Source organism: Variovorax sp. 278MFTsu5.1 (assembly GCF_048305045.1).
GTDB lineage: Bacteria > Pseudomonadota > Gammaproteobacteria > Burkholderiales > Burkholderiaceae_C > Variovorax > Variovorax guangxiensis.
Genome location: NZ_CP157622.1, coordinates 44,905 through 67,752, shown reverse-complemented (window position 1 = coordinate 67,752; position 22,848 = coordinate 44,905). Strand labels below are relative to the sequence as shown.

Here is a 22,848-nt window from a genome sequence, read left to right as displayed (position 1 = left end):
GCTCCGGTTGCCGCGCGGGCAGCCTAGATTGCGACCATGCCTCCCACGATCCGGAAAGGACAGGCGCCGAAGACGCTGCAGCGCGCCGAGTTCCATGAACGTTTCATGCAGCCCTTTCAAGACCCGGCCTTCCGTGCCGAGGCCGATTCGCTGCGGCGCATCGAACTCATCGCCTGGGAGGCCTACGAGGAAGGCCGCAAGTCGCCCGTCACCCGCAAGGCCGGGCCCGGCTATGCCGACCCCGAGTACGAACTTTCGGTCGACTGGCTCGAGGCCAAGGCGCGCATCGACGCCGCGCAGTCGGCCTGGAGCCAGCCGCAGACGGCGTCACGAGTGCTGCTGGTGATCGGCTCGCCGCGCAACGACGGTACCTGCCCCAGCGAGGTTTCCAAGACCTGGCGGCTGGCGCAGATCGCGCGCGAGGTGCTGGACGGCAGCGGCATCGAGACCGACCTGCTCGACCTGAGCCTGCTGACTTCCGAGTACGGCCTGCAGATCCACCCGTGCAAGGGCTGCGTCTCCACCGCCATGCCCTTGTGCCACTGGCCCTGCAGCTGCTATCCGAACCACTCGCTGCGCCAGACCGGCGACTGGATGAACGAGATCTATGAGCGCTGGGTGTCCGCGCACGGCGTGATCCTGCTCACGCCCACGCACTGGTACCAGGCCGCGAGCCCGCTGAAGCTCATGATCGACCGCCTGGTGTGCGCGGACGGAGGCAACCCAGACCCCACCAGCACCCACGGCAAGAAGCCCGATGAGGCCAAGGCGCTGGAGCTGGAGGGCTGGGGCTATCCCAGGCACCTCGACGGCCGCGCCTACGGCGTGGTGGTGCACGGCGACGTGGCCGGCGTGGAGAGCGTGCGCCGCAATCTCTGCGACTGGCTCGACTGGATGGGCCTCATCGAGGCCGGCACGCAATCGCGGCTGGACCGCTACATCGGCTACTACGAGCCCTACGCCACCAGCCATGAGGCGCTCGACGCCGATGCCGACGTGCAGGAGGAAGTGCGCCAGGTGGCCCGCTCCATGGTCAACGCGGTCGCCGAACTGCGCGCGGGCAGGCTGCAGCCTCCCGACCGCGGACTGAAGCGGCCCCGGCCCAAGTAGGAGGAAAAGAGTCGATAAATCACGCAGGAGGCGGCTTCCACGGGCCCTGTTCATCATTCTTTACGCAAGCTCACGCCGGGCTAACGGATGCGATACAGAGCTCTTCCACACTTCCTCTCACCTGCTGCCCATCGGCGGCGGGCTTCTTCGAAAGGAAGCACTTCTCATGATTTCTCTTCGCCAACGCATCGTCTGGGCCAGCCTGCTCGGTTCGGCCGCCCTCGCCTCCTCGGGCGCCTTCGCTCAAGCGCCGGCTGCCGTTCCCTCCGCAGCCGCGCCCACCGCCGCGGTGGCCCAGGCCGACAACGCCGCCGCGCCCAAGGCGCAGCACAAGCGCATGGATCCGGCCCAGCGCATGGAGCGCATGAAGGAACACCGCGCCAAGCGTCTTGCCGCCCTGAAGGAAAAGCTCAAGCTCACTTCGGCCCAGGAAGGCGCATGGAGCACCTTCACCAGCGCGACGCAGCCGCCCGCCGGTCCGCGTCCGCACATGGACCGCGCCGAGTTCGCCAAACTGACCACGCCGGAGCGCCTGGAACGCATGCAGGCCCGCCAGGCCGAGCGCAGCGCGATGTTCGCCAAGCGCGCCGAAGCCACGAAGACCTTCTACGCCACGCTGTCTCCCGACCAGCAGAAGACCTTCGACGCCGAGACCGCCCACTTCGGCGGCCCGCGCGGTCACCGTGGCCATGACGGCGGCCATCGCGGCGCGCCGCCGGCTCCCGCCAAGAGCTGATCGATCGCTGCCCGGAGGCAGCAACAAAAAAGCCCGCAACGCGAAAAGCGCTGCGGGCTTTTTGCCTCATGGGCTCATGGCTCAATGGGCCTTTGTGCCTACTTCGGCGTACCCGTCTTGTCCGTGGGGTTCGTCACCACGTCGGGGCGCTCGCCCTTCTGGCCGAACTGCGGCTTCACCTTGCGCCCGGTCTGGCTCACTTCGGCGCGCGACATCTCGCCGGTGGGCGGCGGCATGGCGTTGGGCTGGCTGTTGACCGTGGTGGTCACCTCGCCCTTGGGCACCGGGTTGTTGGCGTTGTTGCGGTTGTGCGCGCGGGCCTCTGCCTTCACCGATTCACGCGACAGCGGCATCGAGTTGTCGGGCCGCTGCGGCGGATTGGCGACGCCGGCCGGCGTCATGGTGCTGGCTTCGCCGCCGACCGAGGGATCGGGCTGGGCGGGAATGGACGTGGTCTGCGCCATCGCGATGCCCGCCGCGCCCAGCAGCGCGGCGAGAACGGGGGCGTGGAAAGCTGTCTGGTGTCTCATGGGGTACTCCTTGTGGCTTGTTCCTTGAAAGGCGGGCTGCCTTTTTCCGAACCGTGAATTCACCGTAGAAGCCTCGAAATTCCGCCCGTGTGGGGGTGCGGCAGGCGTGCCTGTAGGAGCCGGCCGTCCGGGCACGAAGGCGGCGGCGGGATGGCGGCGGGAAGAAGTTGGCGCGTTCCTACAGTCAGCGAGGGCGCGGCCACGTACAACGTGCATGACGATGTCCTCCACGCCCATCATTCCCGACGCCACCATGCCTGATGCCGCCGACGCGGCCGATGTCGCCAATGGCCAGCCGGCAGCGCAGGTCACGCCGACTTCGCTCAAGGTCATGACGGTGAACACCCACAAGGGCTTCACCGCGCTCAACCGCAGGTTCATCCTTCCCGAGTTGCGCGACGCCGTGCGCACCGTGGGCGCCGACGTGGTGTTCCTGCAGGAGGTGCTGGGCACGCACTCGCGCCATTCGCGCCGGGTAAGCAACTGGCCCGAGGCGCCGCACTACGAGTTCCTGGCCGACACCATGTGGCCGCAGTTCGCCTACGGCCGCAACGCGGTGTATCCGAAGGGGCACCACGGCAATGCGGTGCTTTCCAAATTCCCCATCGTGCATTTCCGCAATCACGACGTGTCGGTCAGCGGCCCCGAGAAGCGCGGCCTGCTGCACTGCGTGCTGCGGCTGCCGGGCCGCGTGGTCGACGTGCACGTGATCTGCACCCACCTCGGCCTGGCCGAGGCGCACCGGCAGCAGCAGCTGGAGTTGCTGTGCCACATCGTGCGCGACGAGGTGCCCGCCGAGGCGCCGCTGATCGTGGCGGGCGACTTCAACGACTGGCGCGGCCGTGCGCACGACATCCTCGAAAAGGGCGCCTCGCTGCGCGAGGTGTTCGTGCACGCCACCGGCCGGGCGGCCCGGACCTTTCCGGCGCGCTTCCCGGTGCTCTCGCTGGACCGCATCTACGTGCGCAACGCCGGCGCGCATGCGCCGGTGGTGCTGCCACGCAGGCCGTGGTCGCATCTTTCGGACCACGCGCCGCTGGTGGCGGACATTGACCTGTGAGCACGCCGCCATGAGCGACAACAACGTCAACGACAACCACTGGATCGCCGGCAACCGCATCGGCCTGCTGGAGAACGGCGAGGAGTTCTTCCCGCGCGTGTTCGAAGCCATCCGCCGGGCGCGGCGCGAGGCGATCGTCGAGACCTTCATCCTGTTCGAGGACAAGGTCGGCCTGCAGCTGCATGCCGCCATGCGCGAGGCGGCGCTGCGCGGCGTGAAGGTCGACCTGATGATCGACGGCTTCGGCTCGCCCGATCTCTCGCGCGAATTCATCGAGGGACTGACCTCGGCCGGCGTGAAGGTGCGTGTGTTCGACCCGGGCCGCCGCTTCATGGGCCAGCGGCTCAACGTGTTCCGCCGCATGCACCGCAAGATCGTGGTGATCGACGGCGAGCGCGCATTCGTCGGCGGCATCAACTACTCGGCCGACCACCTGCTCGACTACGGCCCGATGGCCAAGCAGGACTACGCGGTGGAGCTCGAAGGCCCGATCGTGGGCGAGATCCACCAGTTCGTGCTGCGCGCGATCGCTCTCGGAGGCAAGGGCGCCGGCTGGTTCCGCCGCAGGCTGCGCCAGCTGCCCGATGCGAGGCATGCGCAGTCCGCCGGCACGGCCGACGCGATGTTCGTCACGCGCGACAACCGGCGCCACACCAACGACATCGAGCGGCAGTACCGCGCGGCGATCCGCGCCGCGCGCGAGCGCATCGTGATCGCCAACGCGTATTTCTTCCCGGGCTACCGGCTCATCAAGGAGCTGCGCCGCGCCGCGCGGCGCGGCGTGGACGTTCGGCTCATCCTGCAGGGCGAGCCCGACATGCCGATCGTGAAGACCGCGGCCAGCATGCTCTACCACCATCTGCTGCACGCGGGCGTGCGCATCTACGAGTACTGCGACCGCCCGCTGCACGGCAAGGTCGCGCTCATGGACAGCAGGTGGAGCACCGTGGGCTCCAGCAATCTCGATCCGCTGAGCCTCTCGCTCAACCTCGAGGCCAACGTGGTCGTGCGCGACGAGGCCTTCAACAACGTGCTGGCCGAGCGCATGGAGAGGTTGATGCAGCACAGCTGCAAGCAGGTGCAGGCGGCCGACCTCGCCAGCGAATGGAGCGGCTGGCGGCTGGTGCGCAGCTTCTTCGTGTTCCACATCCTGCGCTGGTACCCGGCCCTGCTGGGACGACTGCCGCGCCACGTGCCGCGCCTGACGCCGGCCGAAGCCACCGACCTCGCGAGCCGGCGCGACACCGGGCGCAGCAACCCGACGGGCGGCGCCACGCAGACGGAAGCGGCCTGAACGGCCCGGACCGCCCGAACCGCAACAGGAGCGCCTTCCGATGAGCACCCTGGCCCTTTCGCGCCACAGCTGGTGGCCCTGGGCCCGCCGCACGGCGGTGTGGGGCTTCTTCGCGCTGATCGCGTGGCTGCTGGTGCGGCAGGCGCTCGTCATCGACTGGGAGGACGTGCTCGACGCGATTCGCGTGCTGCCCGCGGTTTCCCTGCTCGCGGGGGGCGCCCTGGCGGCCTGCAGCTTCGCCCTCTACAGCACCTACGACCTGCTGGGCCGGCACATCACGCGGCACCGCCTGGGCACGGGCACGGTGATGGGCGTGACCTTCATCAGCTACGCCTTCAACCTCAACCTCGGCTCGCTGGTGGGCGGCGTGGCCTTCCGCTACCGGCTCTATTCGCGGCTGGGGCTTTCCAACGACACCATCACGCGCGTGCTCGGCTTCAGCATGCTGACCAACTGGCTGGGCTACCTCGTGGTGGCCGGCGCCGCCTTCTGCTTCTGGCCGATGACGCTGCCGCCCGAATGGAAGATCGGCAGCGAGGGCCTGCGCGTCCTCGGCGCGACGCTGCTGGTGGTCGCGCTGGCCTACCTGGTGATGTGCGCCCTGGCGCGCGGGCACGTGTGGCGCGTGCGCGGGTTCGGGCTCAAGGTGCCGGGGTTCGGCATGGCGCTGCTGCAGCTCGCGATGTCGTGCGCCAACTGGTCGCTGATCGGCGGCGTGATCTGGTTCCTGCTGCAGGGGCAGGTGGCCTATGCGCAGGTGCTCGCGGTGCTGCTCGTGGCGGCGGTGGCCGGCGTCCTCACGCACGTGCCGGCGGGACTCGGCGTGCTGGAGGCGGTGTTCGTCGCGCTGCTCTCGCACGAGGTGCCGCAGGCGCAGTTGCTCGGCGCGCTGCTGGCGTACAGGGGGCTCTACTACCTGCTGCCTCTGGCGGTGGCCGCGCTGGGCTACCTGCTCACCGAGGCGCGGGCCCGGCGGCTGCGCGCGCCCGCGCTGCGTGGCGGGCGCTAGCTAGAAGTGATACGTGTAGCGCAGCCGCACGAAATTCTCGCCCGGGTTGGGCTTCTTGATGCCGCCGTTGGAGAAGTGCTGCAGCCGCAGCGTCAGCTCGTGCGCGCCGTGCTCTCCGAAGCTGCGCCCGATGCCGATCACCTCGGTGAACTGGAAGGCGGTGCTGAAGCTGCGGTCGGGCGTCCTGTAGACGTGGTCCATCACGCTGCCGCCGACGCCGCCTTCGGCAAACCAGGGCGAGCCGCCGTGGTCGAAGCGGTAGCGCCAGGTGTAGATCGCACCGATCTGCGCGTAGTCGTGCGGACCGTTGCCCAGCGCCGGTGCATGCCAGTTGCTCAGGAACAGGTCCCAGTAGGTGGTGAGCGCGCCCTCCTGCACCGGCTGCCGCGGCGACCACGGGATGGTCATGCCCACCGTGGCCGAATTGGTGGCGCCTCTCTCCCCGTGCGGCGCACGGCCGCCTTCGACGTAGAAGCCGCGCTCCTTGTCCTCGAAGGCGTGGGCGCAGGTACCTGCCAGACCGAGAAGACCCGCGACCAGAGCGGTTGCGACGGCAGGCAGGCAGGTGTGAAATCTCATGATGTGGCGGGCGAATGCACTGGATGGAATCGAGAGGCCATCTTCAATCTCCGCCGCTGTTCGCACCTGCCCGGCACGTAATTTCCACATCGGAAAGTAGGACTCGATCAACAAAAATGCAGAACTGTTGTTCTTGTGCACCAACCGCTTCCGCCGGCTCACGCCTATAGTGCCCTCGGCCTCTTCCACGGCCCGTCCAACATGTCGTCGTCTTCTTCTTCAAGTCCAGTTGTCCGCCTCCAGGGCCCGCTCATGCAGCAGTGGTTCGACTTGGCGCTCAAGACCCACGAGATGCTGCTGTCCTCCGGCCTCGTGATCGGCATGCGCACCGAGCGCATGGCCCGCGCGGGGCTCGCGCCCAGCGCGGACGACCTTGCCGAGTTCCAGCTCATGGGACAGGAAAAGCTCGATGCCGCGAGCGAGTCGGGCTTCGCGATGGCCCGGCAGTGGCACAGCAGCCACTTCTCTCTGGCCAACCGGGTGCTGCAGCAATGGCTGCGGAGCACGACGGCCTTCTTCTCGCTCGCGGGCAGCGTCACGCCCGCGCAGGCGGCCGCGCACGGCGACGCCTTCGTGCAATCGGCGGCGGATACGGTCGATGCGGCGGGCGAGCTGCCCGAGATCGCGGCGCGCATCGCGCGCCAGGGCCTCACGCCCATCCACGCTGCCGCCACGTCGAACGCGCGCCGGCTGTCGGGGCTCGAAGAATCCTGAGCTTCAGGCCTTCGCCGGCACCAGCGTCAGCAGCGTGATCTCCGAAGGCGCGCCGAAGCGCTTGGGCGGGCCCCAGTAGCCGGTGCCCCGGCTCACGTAGACCCACATGTCGTGCAGGCGGTGCAGGCCGGCCGTGAAGGGCTGCTGCATCGGCACGAAAAGATTCCACGGAAAGAACTGGCCGCCGTGCGTGTGGCCCGACAGCTGCAGCTGGTAGCCGGCCGCAGCCGCCAGCGGCGCACTGCGCGGCTGGTGTGCCAGCAGCACGCGCGTGTGCACCAGCGGCGGCGCGTCGTGCAGCGCCAGGTGCGGGTCGCTGGCGTGCGCCGCGTCGAAATGTCCGGCGGTGAAGTCGGTCACGCCGGCCAGCACCAGCGCGCTTTCGAAGAGCTCTTCATCGGTCTGCGCGCCGCGCACGTTGCGCGTCTGCAGCACCACGTGCTCGTTGAGCAGCACCTTCAGGCCCAGCCGGCGCAGCTCGTCGATCCAGGCATGCGCGCCCGCGTAGTACTCGTGGTTGCCCGTGACCACGAAGGTGCCGTGCCGCGCGCGCAGCCCGGCCAGCGGCGCGATGTGCTCGCGCAGCTCGGGCACGCTGCCGTCGACCAGGTCGCCGGTGATCGCGATGGCGTCCGCGCCCAGGCGGTTCACCGCGTCGACGATGCGCTGGATGTAGCTGTTGCGGATCGTCGGCCCCACGTGGATGTCGCTGAGCTGCGCGATGCTGAAGCCCTCCAGCGCCTGCGGCAGGCCACGGATCGGCACCTCCACCCGCTTCACGCCGGCCGTGCGGCGCGCGTTCAGGAAGCCGACGGCCGAGGTGGCCGTGGCCATCGCCAGCACCGCCAGCGCGCTCCACGGCAGCAGCGTGGCCCATTGCACCTGCACGCCGCCGACGGCGCCCGCGAGCCAGGCCAGCAGCAGGCCGGCGTCGCGCACCAGCGTCAGCACGAACATCGAGGAGAACCAGCCCATGCTGATCAGGCCGGTCCACTTGAGCACGCTGCCGTTTCCGGAGCGCTCGCGGGTGCCGCGGCGCGACACGAAAGGCAGGGGAATCGTCGCCGCCGACACCGCCAGCGCGACCAGCGCCAGCGGCCACGCGGGCGTGAGCACGGCGAGCGCGGGCAGCAGGCGCAGCGCGATATAGACGTGCAACAGCGCGGTCAGTGCGCTCAGGGGACGGATCGGCATCGGGGCAAAGGGGGCGGGCGCGGCCCGGGACAGGCCATCTGCAAGGCGCATGCCGCGCATTCAAGACACCGCGAGGCGCATCGGTCGCTATTTTTTCTATAGCGTACGGCGCCCGGATAGCAAGCCTTGTGGCATGGCCCAACCCCGGATTGTGCGCCAGCCGGATGCAGGCCGGCGCTCACTTGCGTGGCTCTACTGCACCGTGCGCGTGCCGGCCGAGGCCATGTCGGTGCCGGCCGGCCAGACGAAGGTCGCCTTGGCCGGCGCGCCCTGCGGCACGCGCAGCTCCTGCTTGAGCACCTGGCTGCCGATGCGCGCCTCGACCGTGTAGTTGCCCGGGTCCAGCCGCGCCACCATGAAGGGGCCGCCCGACACCACGTTGTCGAGCAGCGCGGTGCCGCTGCCGTCGCGCACTGTCACGTGCACGTTGGCCGCGAAGTCGGCGCCCTTGTGGTCCTTGATCGCGAATTCGAAGGTGGCGGGCCAGCGCGGCGACACCGTCTCCATCAGCTGGGCCTCGTCGCTGCCGATGCCGCCGCTCATGTATTCGACGCCGTGCGACATGTAGATAGGCGGGTTCACCGTGGCCTGGGCCGACGTCACGGCGCCGAGCAGGACGGCGCCGCAGAACATCGCGGCCGCCAGCGGCCGCATTGCGCGCAGCGAGGATGGAAAACGGGGGGTCATGGTCAGAGTCCTTTCTTTCCTTGGTCGTCGTGGCGAGAAGCCACGCCGCCACTGTGCTGTGCGCGGCTTAGGAAAGTCTGACCTGTGGATGCCCGCGGCGGCGGGCGGGCGCTCGCTGGCTCAGCGCGCCGTGGCGGACGACTGCGCGAGCGTCTGCGTCTGCGGCGGCATCACCGAGGCCATGTCGAAGTTCGACGGCCACACAAAGGAAGCGCGCGCCGGCACGCCAGCGATCACCACCAGCGTCTGCGTCAGCGTCAGGCCGCCGAGCGTCACGTTCACGTCGTAGGCGCCCGGATTCAGGCGCGCGAGCATGTAGGGGCTTTGCGATTCCACGCTCATCACCGTCTGGCCGGTGTATTTCTGGTGGATTTCCACCGCGGCCTTGGCCGGGAAGCCGGGTTTCAGCGCGCCCTTGCCGTCGCTGATGCCCAGCTCGATGGTCGCGGCCCAGCGCGGCGAGACCATTTCCATGAACGCGGCCTCGTCCCTGGCGGCGCCGCCGCACATGTATTCGATGCCCTGCGCCACCTGGATGGGCGGGTTGGTGAACGCATGGGCCGTGCTCACGGCCCCGAGGAGTGCTGCTGTGCCGCCCAATACCAGCGCGGCCAGGGGCCGGCGGAGACGCTTAGGGTTCATTGCTGTGTGGTCCTCGAACTTGCGTGACGTGAAATCCGTCGGGGATTTTGCTTAGCAAGAGTCGGGCTAGATATAGCGTTTACGAGGAACGATCTGCGGATCGGAACTGAATGCTATTGTTTTCATAGCTGATGACGGCCGTGTGACGTGGCCCCGCGCCACTTCTGCTCACAAACCTCACGGAAACCCTGATCCGCTCCATCGAGCGCATCCGGGAGTGCGTTCGGCAACAGTGCATGGCGAACGCCTACAGCGGTGCACGCCCGGGCGGGCTAAGAACGACGGCTGCAAACCGCAACGAAGGAGCTTTCAGCCATGTCTTGGGAATCGACGATCAACGAATTCAGGCGAGTGGACGCGCAGCGCGAGGACTACCCCGGCGAGCACCTGGTGGTGCTGGGCGTGGGCGTGCTGCTGCTGCTCGCCGCGGGCCGCAGCCGCTCGCTCGTGGCGCGCCTCGCGGCGGGCGCGGCGGGTGGCGCGCTGATCGGCCGCGCCGCCAGCGGCACCGGCGGCATCTCGAAGCTGACGCGGCAGCTGCAGCACACGCTCGAGAAGCAGTTCAACCTCGGCTGTCCCCGCAACGCCACAGGCCACGGCACCGACGTGAAGTGACATTCAGGGGCCGCCGGCACGCATGCCCACCGGCCCCCCGCTCACCCCGGCATGCCGCGCCGCCGCGGCGGCGACGCCATCGCCGGGCGCATCCATCGACAGCTTCGCCAGAAAAGCCGCCAGCACGTCGTTGGCGGCCGCCTGTGTCCGCGCGGGGCCGCGCGACCCGCCGATCAGCGCTGCGGCAGCGAAGCGCGCCGGCGCCGAAAGATACAGCGGCACGTCGGTGAAGCTGTAGTGGTTCGCCTCGGCGATCTGGTAGCGGTAGCCGCCTGCCCGCGCATGCCGCACAAGGGCGAGATTGCCGTCCAGGTAGTGCCGCGAATGCCGCGTCTCGCGGTGGTCGCTCTCCAGCAGGAGGAAGGGCACCGGCAGCGCGCCGGTGGCCGCGTGGCCGTACAGCGTGCCGTCGATGTTGGCGACGGCACGGATGCGCGCGTCCTCCATCGCCGCCTCCACCGCGCTGGCGCCACCGAAGGAATGGCCGATCGCCGCGATGCGCCGCGGATCGAGCCGCTGCGACAGGCGCGGGCCGAAGGCCCCGGGCTGACCGACGCGGCCGGCCACGAAGCGAAGGTCCGCCGCCCGCACAGCCTGCCTGGCGCCCATGTAGCGCAGGCGGTCGGGGTCGTCGGGCAGGAAGCGCACGACCGGCGTCGCGAGCCGGCCGTCGGCCAGCTCCACCACCGGCGCCTCGTAGGCATGGTCCAGCGCGAGCACCACGAAGCCGCGGCTGGCCAGGTCGGCAAGAAGGCCGGAATAGAAAGCGCGCGAGGCACCGTAACCCGGCGAGAACAGCACCACTGGCCAGCGCTCCCGCTGCGCCGCCACCGGCGCGTCGAGGCGCGCGTGGGTGTCGATGCGGTCGTAGCGCCGCATCACCAGTCCGGGTATCAGCGAGACGAAGTCCGGCAGCCTCTCGAGGCCGTCGATGTAGCGCGACGGCCCCGCGGCGCCCTCCCCGGCCGCCGCCGGATACCAGGCCTGCACCACCACGCTGCGCCGGTCGTCCGGGTCGGCGGTCGCGTCCTCGGCGCGCTCGCTGTCGACCCAGCGGAACACCTGGGTTCCGACCGCGTAAGGGCCGTGCGGCGCGGGCAGCTCCGGCACAGGCAGGAAGCTCCACGTCAGCAGCGCCGCCAGGGCCAGACCCGCCACGCCGCCACGGCCGAGCCAGGCGAGCGCGCGCGGCGGCAGCGGTGATGGTGCTGGCCGGCCGCGCCTCCAGCCCAGCGCCAGCAGCCCCGCCAGCAACGAATAGACGGGAAGGAACTGCCAGTAGAAGCCCTCGCGCCAGAGCTGGAAGGCACAGGCGGCCAGAAGCATCGCCGACATGCCGGAGACCACGCGCGCGCCCACCCGCCTCGTCGCCGCGGCGGCCAACGCAAGACCGACCGCGACCAGCACGATCGCGCCATCGAGCACCGACACGGCCTGGGCTCCCTCAGCCCGCGTACCTGGCCAGCATGCCCAGCTTCTCGGCCAGCCCGGCCTGGAAATGCTCGCGCTGCGAGGGCACCCACATCGGCGCGTCGAAGAAGGCGACGATGCGATGGCTCTCGATGCGGATCGTGCCCGCCAGCGGCTCGCGCACCGCGAAGCTGTCGCCCTGCACCTCGACCCGGAAGCCCAGCGCCTCGCCCTCCTTCAGCTGCGCCTTGAGCGCCTCGCGCAGCACCGCCGCCTGACCGGCATGCGCAACGACGATCTCCACCGGCCGCAAATCCGGCAGCGGCAGCAGCACCGGCGCGATGAGCTTCGACGGCCCGCCCGCACCCGGAAAGCGCAGCTTCGCCGCCGCGTCGAGCACCAGCGCGCGCGCCGCCGCGACATCGTCGTCCGCCTCGTAGCCGCTTTGCGCGGTGACGAAGTTGTCGGTCAGTACCTCCACCGACTCCACCCGGCCGTCCGCCGCCACCGCGAGGCGCAGGCTCGTCACGCCCTGCACTTCCTTGAACGGTTTCAGCGGCTGCGCGAGCGAGCGATGGAATCCGGCGATCACCTCGCGCGCGGCCGCCTCGTCCAGCGGCCCCGCAGTCACCACCGGCGAGGCGGCGCGCAGGTGCCCCACCAGCGCGATGCGCCCTTCCAGCGGGTCCATGCTGCCCTGGATGGTCGGCGTGCCGTGGACGACGCGGTCGTCGAACAGCAGCAGCTGGTTGAACCGCGCCGGCACCAGTTCGTACAGCACCTCGCCCTGCACGTGGTGCTTCCTGTAGCTGGGCACGCCGTCGCGCATCAGCAGCGTCTCGCCGCCGGCGAACTTGCGCGACTCCCACCGCGTGAGCGAGTAGACGAAGCCCAGCGTGCCGTTCTGGAAGTCGCTGTGCAGGCCCAGCGTGCAGCCGTTGACCATCAGGTGCAGGTTGGGCTCGCCCGTCGGCACCAGGCCGGCGTGCTCCATGCACCACTGCCGCAGGTGCCGGTCGAAGCGCCGCCACAGCGGCTGCGCAAACACCTGCTGCGGCGCCGTGCGCAGGTAGGTGTACATGCGCGGGTCGCAGAAGTACTGCCACTCGATGGCCTGCCGGTAGGCGTTGCCCACCTTTTCGTCGTAGGCCGCGCGCATCGCCTCGGCCTCCGGGAAGAAGTCGGCGGCGACGTGCTGGCGGCGGATCACGCGGCCACCTCGCGCATGTCGCCCAGCGCCACGCGCACCTGACGGTTGCCGCTGTAGGGCAGCCGCCCGTGGGCCATCAGCAGGTTGTTGACCAGCAGCACGTCGTGGGCCTCGGTGGGTATGCGGACCGAGCACTCCACCAGCACCCGGTCGATGGTGCGCACCCATTCGGCCGGAATGGGGCTGCCGTCGCCGAAGAACACGGTGCGCGGAAACTGGTCTCGGCGGAAGTGCCTGCCCAGCATCGCATCGACCTCGGCCGGCAGCGCGTCGGGGTGGTGCAGCAGGATCTGGTTGAACCACGCCTCGGTGCCGCGCTCGGGAATCCGCAGCACCGCATGGGTGCGGTACGACACGGTGAGGTCGTTCTCGGAGATCGCGTCGATCCCGTGCCCGCTGGCGCCGATCTTCTCGCGCAGCTCGCCCAGGCTTTCGACCTTGAAGAACTGCTGCCAGGAAGTGTCCAGCCCGCGGATGAAGCGGCGCCGGTACATCAGGCCCAGCTCGCGGAAGCGCTCGAGCATCTGCGCCGGCAGCCGCTCGATCACCTGGCGCCCGTCCGAGAGCGTCCACTCGCCGCCCTCGGAGGCCGGCTCCAGGCAGAAGAACAGCTGGCGCGAAGGCCAGCTGCGCGTGTGCGAGGCCTCGTTGTGGAAGCGGATCTCCAGGTGCTTCGGATACGGCGTGGCGAAATAGACGTTGTCGCCCGCGCTGGCCAGCGGCAGGTCGCCGTAATGGCGGTAGAGCGCGTCGCAGGCCGAGCCCGCGCAGTCCTCGAAGCCGGCGAGGCCGCCGACGTCGAAGCCTCGGAACAGCACGTGGCCGTCGCTCCACAGGGCCTCGTCGATGCGCTCGCGGTGCCGGCGGATCCAGGGCGCGAGCGGCTCGTGGGAAGGGGAAGTGATCTGCATGGGTTGTTTCACACCTTGGGTTCTTCGATCTCGTCAGGCCATGGCCACCAGGATGCGGCGTGGCCCCTCGAAGGGCAGCCGCCCGTGCGCGGCGAGGAGGTTGTCCACCACCAGCAGGTCGCCCTGGCGCCAGGCGAAGCTGCGGCGCTGCGCGCGCAGCACCTCGCGCACGCCGGCCAGCGTGTCGTTGTCGATGCGCCCGCCGTCGCCGTAGTACGCCGCCATCGGCAGCCCGGCCTCGATGCGCGCATCGACCCTGGCGCCCATCGGCGTGTTGGAGGCGTGGAACAGGTGCGCCTGGTTGAACCAGACGCGCTCGCCGCTCAGTGGATGCACGCGCGTGGCCGGCCGCCGCTCGTGGATGCGCAGGCCGCCGCCGGGCTGCCATTCGCAGCCGATGTCCATCTCGCGGCAATGCGCCTCGACCTGCCCGCGGTCGGCGGTCTCGAAGGCCTTGCTCCAGGCGTTGTAGGGCGCGTGCGCCGGCGCGAGGTTGCGCACGTACATCAGCCCGCGGCGCTCGAACTCCTCGACGATGGAAGCCGGCATCGCCTGCAGCACGCGCCGCGAGTCGGCCAGCGGCGTCTCGCCGCCGGCCTGCGGCGCGGTCGCGCAGAAGAAATACAGGCGCCCCGGCCAGCGCAGGCTGTACGACATCTCGTTGTGCAGCGGGATCTCCAGCTGCCTCGGGTACTCGGTCGAGGTGTAGACGCCCTCGTCCACCTTGCTGCGCGGCGAGGTGCCGCCCGCGTAGTCGCGCAGCTGCAGCGGCGCCATCGCCGCGACCGCGCGCCGGAAGTCCGCCGCCTCGCGCAGCGGAAAACCGCGAAACAGCAGCGCGCCGGCGCGCAGCAGCACCGGCTCCAGCCGCGGCATCGCCTCGCGGAACCAGCCTTGCGCATCGGCCGCGCTGCCGCCGGCCAGTTCCGCATCGGCGTGGATGCGATGCGGAAAACCGTCGCCGAAGTCCTCACCCTCGCCCTCGCCCGGGTCCGTTGCGGTCATCGCCACCCCGCTCATGGCCGCTGCCCCAGGTACCAATGGCGCCCGACGATGCCGATCACGCGATCGACGTGCGGCGGCCGAAGGATCGACAGGTGATCGCTGCCGGGCACATCGAAGCTGCGCAGCCGGGGCTCGTGGCGGCGCCAGGCATCGAGGCCGACGGCCTCCGTCCCGTCGCCTGAAACCGCGCGCAGCAGCAACGCCAGGCCGGTGAACTCGCTCTCGGGGCGGTAGCCGATCGCGCACTGGCGGCAGAACATCTCCAGCACCGGCGCGAAGTCCGCGCGCCGCGCGCTGGGCGGCAGGAGGCGGGCGCGCCGCATGGCCTCGAAGACCGATGCCGTCTGCTCGCCGGCCGGCAGCGCGGCCAGCGTGCCGGCGTCGAGCCCGTGCTCCTTTCCGCCCTGCAGCCGGATCAGCGCCAGGTACTCGCGCAGCGCGTGGGCGCGGTCGCCGAAACCTTCGGCGCGCGGCGCATCGGTGTCGACCAGCACCACCGGCGCGACCGTCGCACCGGCTCCGGCGAGTTGCCGCGCCGCCTCCAGCGCCACCCAGCCGCCGAAGGAATGGCCGATCAGGTGATAGGGCCCCTGCGGCTGCAGCGCGCGTATCGCATCCACATGCCGCCGCGCCGCCTCCTGCAGCGTCGGCGGCTCGCCCTCGCGACCCAGCAGCGCGGGCGCCTCCAGGCCGATGAAGCTTGCGTCGCCCGGGCTGCGCGACGCGAAGTCGAGGAAGGTGGTCGCGTTGGCCCCTGCACCCGGCAGGCAGAACACCTTGCGTGCCTGTGCGCCGCTGCCGCTCCTGATGGTCACCACCGCGCCGGCCGCCGGCTGGCGGCTGGCCATGGCCATGGCCGGCTTCGCCTGAGCGCCATCGAGCCGCGCGAGGAGCGAATCGATCGCCCCGCCGACGCGCGCCGCATGCCCGGCGTCCATCATGATGCTCCAGTGGTCGCCGCCGACGTGATGCACCTGCAGCCGGTTGCCCAGCACCGCGCTCCAGCCGTTGGCCGGATCGCCAGCGTCCCCGGGGAGTGCCGAGAACAGGTGCGCATCGACCTCCAGCGGCCGCGCGTGATAGCGGTGCGCCGCCGCGCGCAGATCGAACCACAGCCCCGCGCGCGCGTCGAACTCCGCCGGGCTCATGTCCTTCTTCAGCCACTCCTCGGCGCGCGCCAGCGCGATCGCGGCGGGCAGCCCGTCGGCGGCGAGGATGCGCTCGATCTCGCTCGCCTCCAGCTTGCGTCCGTAGTACTCGGCGAAGGCCACCAGCAGCAGCTTGCGGTCCTGCTCGCCCAGCTCGGACACACCGCGCTCGCCCTCGCCACGGTGCCAGCTGTCGATGAGGCCGAGAAACTCGACCCGCCCGCCCGCCGCGATCAGCTGCCGTGCGACCTCGAAGGCCAGCACGCCGCCGGCCGACCAGCCTGCGAGCCGGTAAGGCCCCTGCGGCAACGCCTCGCGGATCAGGTGCGCGTAGCCGGCGGCCAGGTCCTCGTAGCGGCTTTCGCCATGCACCGCCGCGCGGTCGGCGCGAATGCCGTAGAGGCCGATCTCCGGATCGACATGCCGCGCCAGCCGCTCGTACGACAGCACCTCGCCGCTGGGTTCGTGCACGAACACCAGCGCGCGCCGTGTGCCGCCGCCCTTGCGGATGGTCACCCACTGCGCGTTCGCACCCGCGTTCCCGTCCGCCACGTCCTCGCGCGGCTTGCCGATCAGCGCCGCCAGCGCGCCGAGCTGCTGCGCCAGCAGCACGTCCTGCAGCGCCACCTCGTAGCCCTTGCGCTTCAGCCCCTCGATGACCTGGAACACCATCAGCGAATAGCCTCCCAGGTCGAAGAAGTTGTCGTGGCGGCCGATGCGCTCGATGCCGAGCAACTCCGACCACAGCGCGGCGATGGCGCGCTCCGCCTCGCCCTGCGGCGGCTCGTAGCGGCCCAGCGCCAGGCCCTGCGCGTCGGGCGCGGGCAGCGCCTTGCGGTCGAGCTTGCCGTTGGGCGTGAGCGGCAGCGCGTCGAGGGTCACGAAGGCCGAGGGCAGCATGTATTCGGGCAGCTGCGCGGCGAGGCCCGCGCGCAGCAGTGCCGGATCGGGCGCTTCCGCACCGGCCACCACATACGCGACAAGCCGCCTGTCGCCGGGAACGTCCTCGCGCGCGACCACCGCCGCATCGCGCACGCCTGGCAGCCGTGTCAGCCGCGCCTCGATCTCGCCGGGCTCGATGCGGAAGCCGCGCAGCTTGATCTGCTGGTCGTTGCGGCCCAGGTATTCGAGCGTGCCGTCATCGCGCCAGCGGCCGAGGTCGCCGGTGCGGTACATGCGCGCCGGCGCATCTTCGGCAACGAAGGGGTCGCGCAGGAATCGCCGGGCCGTGAGCTCGGGCCGGCCCAGGTAGCCGCGCGCGACACCGGCTCCGCCGATGTGGATCTCTCCGGCCACGCCCACCGGCACCGGGTGTCCCGCCGCGTCGAGCACGTAGATGCGCGCGCCCGGCATCACCTGCCCGATGTGCGGGCGCCGCCCGTCGATCACGCCGCAGCTCGCGTCCACGCTGCACTCGGTGGGCCCGTACATGTTGAAGAAAAGCCGCCCTTCGACGGCGGCCAGCGTGCCCCAGGTGGCCGCATCGATCGCCTCGCCGCCGAGCAGCAGCTTTCGCAGACTCGGTGCGCGGCCTTGCAGGAGGCCCGCGCCCTGCAGCAGCCGCAGGTGCGAGGGCGTGCACTCCATCGCCTCGATGCGATGGGTTTCGAGAAAGCCGAGCAGCTCGTGCGCGCCGAGCCGGTCCGTTTCGGGCAGCAGGAACACGCTGCGGCCGAAAGCCAGCTGGCCCCATGCCTTCACCGCCATGTCGAAACCGAAGGAGGAGTTCCACGCCACGCGCCGGCAATCGGGCGCCGTGCCGTGCGCGCAGGCCTCCATAGCCCGCAGGAAGAAGGCCACGTTGCGGTGCTCCACCATCACGCCCTTGGGCTCGCCGGTCGAGCCGGAGGTGTAGATCACGTAGGCCAGGTGCGAGGGCGTGAGGTCGACTGCGGCCGGGTCCGGGTTGGCGGACGGCGCCGAGGCCCACTTGGGCAGTTCGGCATCGAGCAGCACGCGCGCGCATCGTTGCGGCGCCTGCAGCCGTGCGTCGAGGCGCCGCTGCGTCAGCAGCACGGCCGCGCCGCTGTCTTCCAGCATCTGCGCGAGGCGCTCGTCCGGATGCACCGGGTCGAGCGGCACGTACGCGCCGCCGGCCTTGAGCGTGGCCAGCATCGCCACCACCAGTTCGAGGCTGCGTTCGGCGCAGATCGCCACGCGGTCGTCGGGCTTCACGCCGAGCGCGCGCAGATGGTGGGCGAGCCGGTTGGCGCGCGCGTTGAGCTCGCCATAACCCAGGCTTTCGCCCGCGTATTCGATCGCCTGCGCGTCGGGCTGGCGCGCCGCCTGCTGCTCGATGAGCGCATGCACCAGCACCGGTTCGGCCACCGCGGCATGGCTTTCGTTGAAGCCTTCCACGATCGCCGCGCGCTCGTCGGCATCCAGCAGGTCGATGCGGTCGACCGGCTGGCCGTCGTCGGCGACCATGGCGCGCAGCACCGCCTCCAGGCAACGCCAGTGGCGGCGCACCGTGGCCTCGTCGAACAGCGCGCTGGCGTAGTTGAGCTGGCCGGCGATGCCTTCGCCGTTCTCGCGCAGCTCCAGCGACAGCTCGAACTGCGCGCTGTCGGCGCCGCCGCCCAGGCTCTGCGCCTGCAGGCCGGGCAGCTCGAGCGCGGCCCCGGGCGTGTTGTGCCACGACAGCATCACCTGGAACACCGGGTGATGGGCCAGCGAGCGCGGCGGGTTCAGCGCCTCCACCAGCCGCTCGAAGGGCACGTCCTGCAGGCTCTGCGCCAGCACCGCCGTCTGCCGCGCCTGCGCCAGCAGCGCGCCCACGCTCGGGCCGCCCGAGATGTCGATCTTCAGCGCCTGCGTGTTGACGAAGAAGCCGATCAGCGGTTCCACCTCCACCCGGTTGCGCCCGGCGTGCGAACTGCCGATCACCACCTGCTCCTGCCCGGCGAGCCTGCCCAGCACCACAGCCCATGCCGCGAGCAGCGTCATGTAGAGCGTGGTGCCGTGGCGCTGGCCCAGCGCGCGCAGGCCCTGGCCGAGCGCCGCGTCGAGCTCGACCGCGATGTTGGCGCCGCGGTAGTCCTGCACCGGCGGGCGCGGCCGGTCGGTCGGCAGGTCGAGCAACGCCGGCGCGCCGCGCAGCTGCCGCACCCATTGCTGCAGCTGCTGTTGCAGCAGCGGCCCCTGCAACCACTGGCGCTGCCACATGCCGAAATCGGCGTACTGGATGGCCAGCGGCGGCAGCGGATCGGGGCGGCCTTCGCGGAAGGCGCCGTACAGGGCCGAGAACTCCTTCGCCAGCACCCCGCCAGACCAGCCGTCGGACACGATGTGGTGCATGGTCACCAGCAGCGCGTGGTCGTCGGGGCCGAGCGCGAGCAGCCGGCCGCGGATCAGCGGGCCCAGCGCCAGGTCGAAGGGCCGCAGCGCCTCCTCTCGCACGATGCGTTCCAGCGCCTCGTCGTCGATGCCGCGCCGGTCTTCATGCAGAAGCGCGAAGCCGCGCGGCGCGTCGATGACCTGCCGCGCCTCGCCCGCCATGCCCACGAAGCGGGTGCGCAGCACCTCGTGGCGCTCGACGATGCGGTCGAAGGCGGCCTGCAGCGCCGCCCTGTCCAGCGGGCCGCGCAGCCGCACCGCGTCGGGCACGTGATAGGCCTTGCTCGCCTCGGGATCGACCCGCGCGATGAACCACAGCCGCTGCTGCGCGAAGGACATCGGCAGCGGCGCCGAGCGGTCGGCGCGCGTGATCGCGCCCAGCGTGTTCTGGCTTGCCTCGGCCACCTCCCGCGCCAGGTCGGCGAGCCGCGGGTGGGTGAACAGCACCGGCAGCGGCAGCTCCACCCCGAGCCGCTCGCGCAGCTGCGAGACCAGCCGCACGGCGAGCAGCGAATGGCCGCCGAGCTCGAAGAAGTCGTCGTCACGCCCCACGCGCTCCATGCCGAGCAGCTCGCACCAGATGCGCGCCAGGGTGTTCTCGATCTCGCCCGTCGTCGCCTCGTAGCTGCGGTGGGCGAAGGCCAGGCTCTCCGGCGCCGGCAGCGCCTTGCGGTCGAGCTTGCCGTTGGGAGTGAGCGGCAGGGCGGCGAGCGGCACGAAGGCGCCGGGCAGCATGTGCTCGGGCAGGCGCGCGGCCAGTTGCCGGCGCAGTTCGGCGGGGTCGATGGGATCGAGGGGGTCTTCGGTCGGCGCGCCGTCCGCGACGACGATGTAGGCGACCAGGCGTTTCTCGCCGGGCACATCCTCGCGCGCGACCACGGCCGCCTCGCGCACGCCGGGCAGCTCGCCCAGGCGCGCCTCGATCTCGCCCGGCTCCACGCGGTGGCCGCGGATCTTGAGCTGGAAGTCGTTGCGCCCGAGGTATTCGATCGTGCCGTCCTCGCGCCAGCGGCCCAGGTCGCCGCTGCGGTACATGCGCGCGCCTTCGGCGTCCGGGAACGGATCGCGCAGGAAGCGCTCGGCGCCAGGCGCGGGCTGGTTCAGGTAGCCGCGCGCCACCTGCGCGCCGGCGATGTGGATTTCACCCGCCACGCCGCGCGGCACCGGCCGGCCCAGCGCGTCGAGCAGGTACAGCCGGCAGTTGTCGACCGGCGTGCCGATGGGCGGCAGGTCGTCCCAGTCCCGGGCCGGGCCCGCCAGCGTGTGGGTCGTGACCACGTGGCTTTCGGTCGGGCCGTAGTGGTTGTGCAGCCGCGCCGCGCCGCCGCCGTCGAACAGCCGCCGTATCGCCGGCGTGATGCGCAGCTGCTCGCCCGCGACGATCAGGTCGCGCAGCGCCGGCGGCAGCGCTTCCCCCTGCTGCGACCACAGCTCGCCCAGCGCATGGAGCGCGATGCAGGGCAAAAAGAGCCGCTCGATCCCCTGCCCGGCCAGCCAGCCGGCCAGCGCGGGCAGGTCGCGGCGCAGCTCCTCGGGCACCGGCACCAGCGTGCCGCCCGTGGCCAGCGTCGAGAAGATTTCCTGGAACGCGACGTCGAAGCCCGGCGCCGCGAACTGCAGGGTGCGCGCCGCGTCCGGCAGCTGCTCGCGCTGCCAGGCCAGCAGGTTGGCCAGCGCACGGTGCGGCATCGCCACGCCCTTGGGCACGCCGGTGGAGCCGGAGGTGTAGATCACATACGCCAGGTGGTCGCCGCGCAGGCCCATCGCATGCGCGTCGGGACGCGGCGCGGCGGCCTGCGCCCATGGCGCCCCGGCGATGTCGTCGAGCAGCACGGGTTCGCAGGCCGGCGCAGCGGCGAGGCGGTGCAACAGCCGCTGCTGCGTGAGCAGCACGCGCGGCGCGCAGTCGGCGAGCATGTGCGCCAGGCGCCCGTCGGGCAGCGTGGGGTCCAGCGGCACGTAGGCGCCGCCGGCCTTGAGCGTGGCCACGATGGCGATCGCCGCCGCCGCGCCGCCGTCCAGGCAGATCGCCACGCGCTGGTCGGGCACCACGCCCAGCGTGCGCAGATGCCGGGCCAGCTGGTTCGCCCGCGCTTCGAGCTCGCCATAGGTCAGCCGCCCGGTGGCGGATTCCAGCGCCGGTGTGGACGGATCGCCGTCGGCCCGGCGCTCGAACAGCGCGTGCACCAGTTCGCCTTCGGCAGCGTGGTCGCGGCGTGTGCCGTTGAAGCCGCGCAGCACCTGTTCGAGCTCGGCCGGCGGCAGGGTCTCGATGCGGTGCATCGGCGTGTCGGGTGCCCGGTCGAGCGCGCGCACCAGGTTGCCGAGGGTTTCGCGCATCCAGCCGGCGATGCGCGCGGCGTCCACGCGCTCGACGATCTCGGCGGTGATGGAAAAGTCCTCGCCATGGTCATCCACGTGCAGCACGAAGGGGTAGTTGGTGCGGTCGCGGCTTTCCAGGTGATGGATGCCGGCGATGCCCTGCTCGCCTTGCGCCGCTTGTTCGCGGCTGTGGCGGTAGTTCAGCAGCGCCGAGAACAGCGGCGTGTTCGCGGGCAGGCCGCTGCAGCGCTGCGCGAGCGTCAGCGATGCGTGCTCGTGGCGCAGCAGTTCGGCAAGAGCCGCGGCAGTTTCGTCCAGCGCCTCGCCCGCGCCGCGCCCATCCAGCCGCACGCGCAGCGGCAGCGTGTTGATGAACATGCCCATGGCGCGGTCGGCACCCGCGCCGCCCTGCAGGCGGCCCAGCAGCACGGTGCCGAACACCACGTCGCCGCCGCCGTTTCCGCTGCATCGCGCGAGCAGCTGCGCCCAGGCCAGGTGGAACACGCTGGCCGCGCTGGTGCCGCGCGCCCGCGCCGCGCGGCGCAGGTCCGCGCACAGCGCGGGTTCCAGCCGCAGCCTCGCCTGCACCGTGTCGCTGCCATTGCCCTGCACGTCGAGCAGGTCGAAGGGCGCGGTCGGCTGCTCCACGTCGCCCAGCATCGCGCGGAAGAACTGCTCGTGCTCCGCCTCGCGTGCGCCCAGCCGCGCCTGCGCGACGAAGTTTCGGAAAGGCACGGGCGGCGGCAGTTCCTCGCGGCGTCCCTGCATCACCAGGCCGACTTCCTGCGCCAGCAGCTCCAGCGTGACGTGGTCCATCGCGAGGTGGTGATGCAGCATCTGCAGCAGCCAGCGTCCGCGAGGTGCGTCGAACGCCGCGAAGCCGCGCATCATCGGCGCGCGCCGCACGTCGAGGCGGCAGCGCGCCGGGTCGGCATGGGCCTGCAGCCGCGCCTGCACATCGCTCTCGCTGCCGCCGTCACCGGCTTCCAGCATTTCGATTTCCAGCCGGGCCCGCCGCCACACCACCTGCACCGGCTCGGGCAAGCCATCCCATTGCACCGCGGTGCGCAGCACGTCGTGGCGCGCGATGGTTTCGTCCATCGCGGCGACGAAGCCGTCCAGCAGCTCGCGGCTGTCGAAGGCCATCAGCAGCCGGGTCAGGTAGGCGTCGCCCTGTTGCTGCAGCAGGTGATGGAACAGGATGCCCTCCTGCAGCGGCGCGAGCGGATAGATGTCCTGCACGTTGCCCGCGCCGCCCGGCGTGGCGGCCACGATGCGGTCGATCTGCGCCTGCTCCAGCCGCACCAGCGGCAGCATGAGGGGCGTGATGCGGGGT

The 22,848-nt window shown here is 70.9% G+C and carries 16 protein-coding genes and 1 pseudogene; 7 read left to right on the top strand and 10 right to left on the bottom strand.

Annotated features, from left to right (window positions below):
* The first annotated feature begins 36 nt into the window (after positions 1-36).
* Positions 37-1,110 carry a flavodoxin family protein gene (locus tag ABL844_RS00200; protein ID WP_418130135.1) on the top strand — a complete coding sequence of 358 codons (1,074 nt, stop codon included), beginning with the start codon at positions 37-39 and terminating at the stop codon, positions 1,108-1,110.
* 166 nt (positions 1,111-1,276) lie between these two features.
* The gene (locus tag ABL844_RS00195) at positions 1,277-1,846 is read left to right on the top strand and encodes a Spy/CpxP family protein refolding chaperone (RefSeq protein ID WP_369660211.1); all 570 of its coding nucleotides are present in this window, start codon (positions 1,277-1,279) and stop codon (positions 1,844-1,846) included.
* 98 nt (positions 1,847-1,944) lie between these two features.
* Here the strand turns inward: ABL844_RS00195 and ABL844_RS00190 are convergent, their stop codons facing one another.
* Positions 1,945-2,376, bottom strand: coding sequence for a serine/threonine protein kinase (locus ABL844_RS00190; protein WP_418130134.1), 432 nt, complete (start codon positions 2,374-2,376; stop codon positions 1,945-1,947).
* A gap of 220 nt (positions 2,377-2,596) precedes the next feature.
* Between ABL844_RS00190 and ABL844_RS00185 the strand changes: the two genes are divergently transcribed.
* The 3 genes from ABL844_RS00185 to ABL844_RS00175 are packed head-to-tail and all read left to right on the top strand — an operon-like array spanning position 2,597 to position 5,739.
* Complete coding sequence (locus ABL844_RS00185; RefSeq protein WP_375792094.1) at positions 2,597-3,436, top strand: endonuclease/exonuclease/phosphatase family protein; 840 nt, start codon at positions 2,597-2,599, stop codon at positions 3,434-3,436.
* 10 nt (positions 3,437-3,446) lie between these two features.
* Entirely contained in the window at positions 3,447-4,730 is a 1,284-nt protein-coding gene (clsB, locus tag ABL844_RS00180) for a cardiolipin synthase ClsB (protein ID WP_418130133.1), read from the top strand.
* Positions 4,731-4,770: 40 nt separating this feature from the next.
* Entirely contained in the window at positions 4,771-5,739 is a 969-nt protein-coding gene (locus tag ABL844_RS00175; protein ID WP_418130132.1) for a lysylphosphatidylglycerol synthase domain-containing protein, read from the top strand.
* Here ABL844_RS00175 and ABL844_RS00170 read toward each other — a convergent pair whose 3' ends face one another.
* Positions 5,740-6,318, bottom strand: a complete 579-nt coding sequence (locus tag ABL844_RS00170) for an acyloxyacyl hydrolase (RefSeq protein WP_418123544.1) — start codon at positions 6,316-6,318, stop codon at positions 5,740-5,742. It abuts the gene before it with no gap.
* A gap of 252 nt (positions 6,319-6,570) precedes the next feature.
* On the opposite strand from ABL844_RS00170, the gene ABL844_RS00165 reads away from it, so the two are divergent.
* On the top strand, positions 6,571-7,032 hold the full coding sequence (locus tag ABL844_RS00165) for a polyhydroxyalkanoate granule-associated phasin (protein WP_418123542.1): 462 nt from the start codon (positions 6,571-6,573) through the stop codon (positions 7,030-7,032).
* 3 nt (positions 7,033-7,035) lie between these two features.
* Here ABL844_RS00165 and ABL844_RS00160 read toward each other — a convergent pair whose 3' ends face one another.
* The 3 genes from ABL844_RS00160 to ABL844_RS00150 form a co-directional block, all read right to left on the bottom strand.
* Entirely contained in the window at positions 7,036-8,286 is a 1,251-nt protein-coding gene (locus ABL844_RS00160) for a metallophosphoesterase (protein ID WP_418130131.1), read from the bottom strand.
* Between the two features lie 132 nt (positions 8,287-8,418).
* Positions 8,419-8,913 carry a hypothetical protein gene (locus ABL844_RS00155; protein WP_126020800.1) on the bottom strand — a complete coding sequence of 165 codons (495 nt, stop codon included), beginning with the start codon at positions 8,911-8,913 and terminating at the stop codon, positions 8,419-8,421.
* A gap of 120 nt (positions 8,914-9,033) precedes the next feature.
* Positions 9,034-9,555 carry a hypothetical protein gene (locus ABL844_RS00150; protein WP_184639106.1) on the bottom strand — a complete coding sequence of 174 codons (522 nt, stop codon included), beginning with the start codon at positions 9,553-9,555 and terminating at the stop codon, positions 9,034-9,036.
* 315 nt (positions 9,556-9,870) lie between these two features.
* On the opposite strand from ABL844_RS00150, the gene ABL844_RS00145 reads away from it, so the two are divergent.
* Complete coding sequence (locus tag ABL844_RS00145) at positions 9,871-10,170, top strand: hypothetical protein (RefSeq protein ID WP_184639107.1); 300 nt, start codon at positions 9,871-9,873, stop codon at positions 10,168-10,170.
* A gap of 3 nt (positions 10,171-10,173) precedes the next feature.
* Here the strand turns inward: ABL844_RS00145 and ABL844_RS00140 are convergent, their stop codons facing one another.
* The 5 genes and pseudogenes from ABL844_RS00140 to ABL844_RS00120 all read right to left on the bottom strand — a co-directional run.
* Positions 10,174-11,601, bottom strand: a complete 1,428-nt coding sequence (locus ABL844_RS00140) for an alpha/beta hydrolase family protein (protein WP_418130130.1) — start codon at positions 11,599-11,601, stop codon at positions 10,174-10,176.
* 13 nt (positions 11,602-11,614) lie between these two features.
* Entirely contained in the window at positions 11,615-12,790 is a 1,176-nt protein-coding gene (locus tag ABL844_RS00135) for a hypothetical protein (RefSeq protein WP_418130129.1), read from the bottom strand.
* Positions 12,787-13,701 carry a TauD/TfdA family dioxygenase gene (locus ABL844_RS00130; protein ID WP_126020810.1) on the bottom strand — a complete coding sequence of 305 codons (915 nt, stop codon included), beginning with the start codon at positions 13,699-13,701 and terminating at the stop codon, positions 12,787-12,789. The genes ABL844_RS00135 and ABL844_RS00130 overlap by 4 nt, the downstream gene beginning before the upstream one ends.
* A 33-nt stretch (positions 13,702-13,734) precedes the next feature.
* The gene (locus tag ABL844_RS00125; RefSeq protein WP_418123535.1) at positions 13,735-14,706 is read right to left on the bottom strand and encodes a TauD/TfdA family dioxygenase; all 972 of its coding nucleotides are present in this window, start codon (positions 14,704-14,706) and stop codon (positions 13,735-13,737) included.
* Positions 14,707-14,810: 104 nt separating this feature from the next.
* Positions 14,811-22,844, bottom strand: a pseudogene (locus ABL844_RS00120) (amino acid adenylation domain-containing protein); the annotation flags it as partial.
* Between the last annotated feature and the right edge of the window lie 4 nt (positions 22,845-22,848).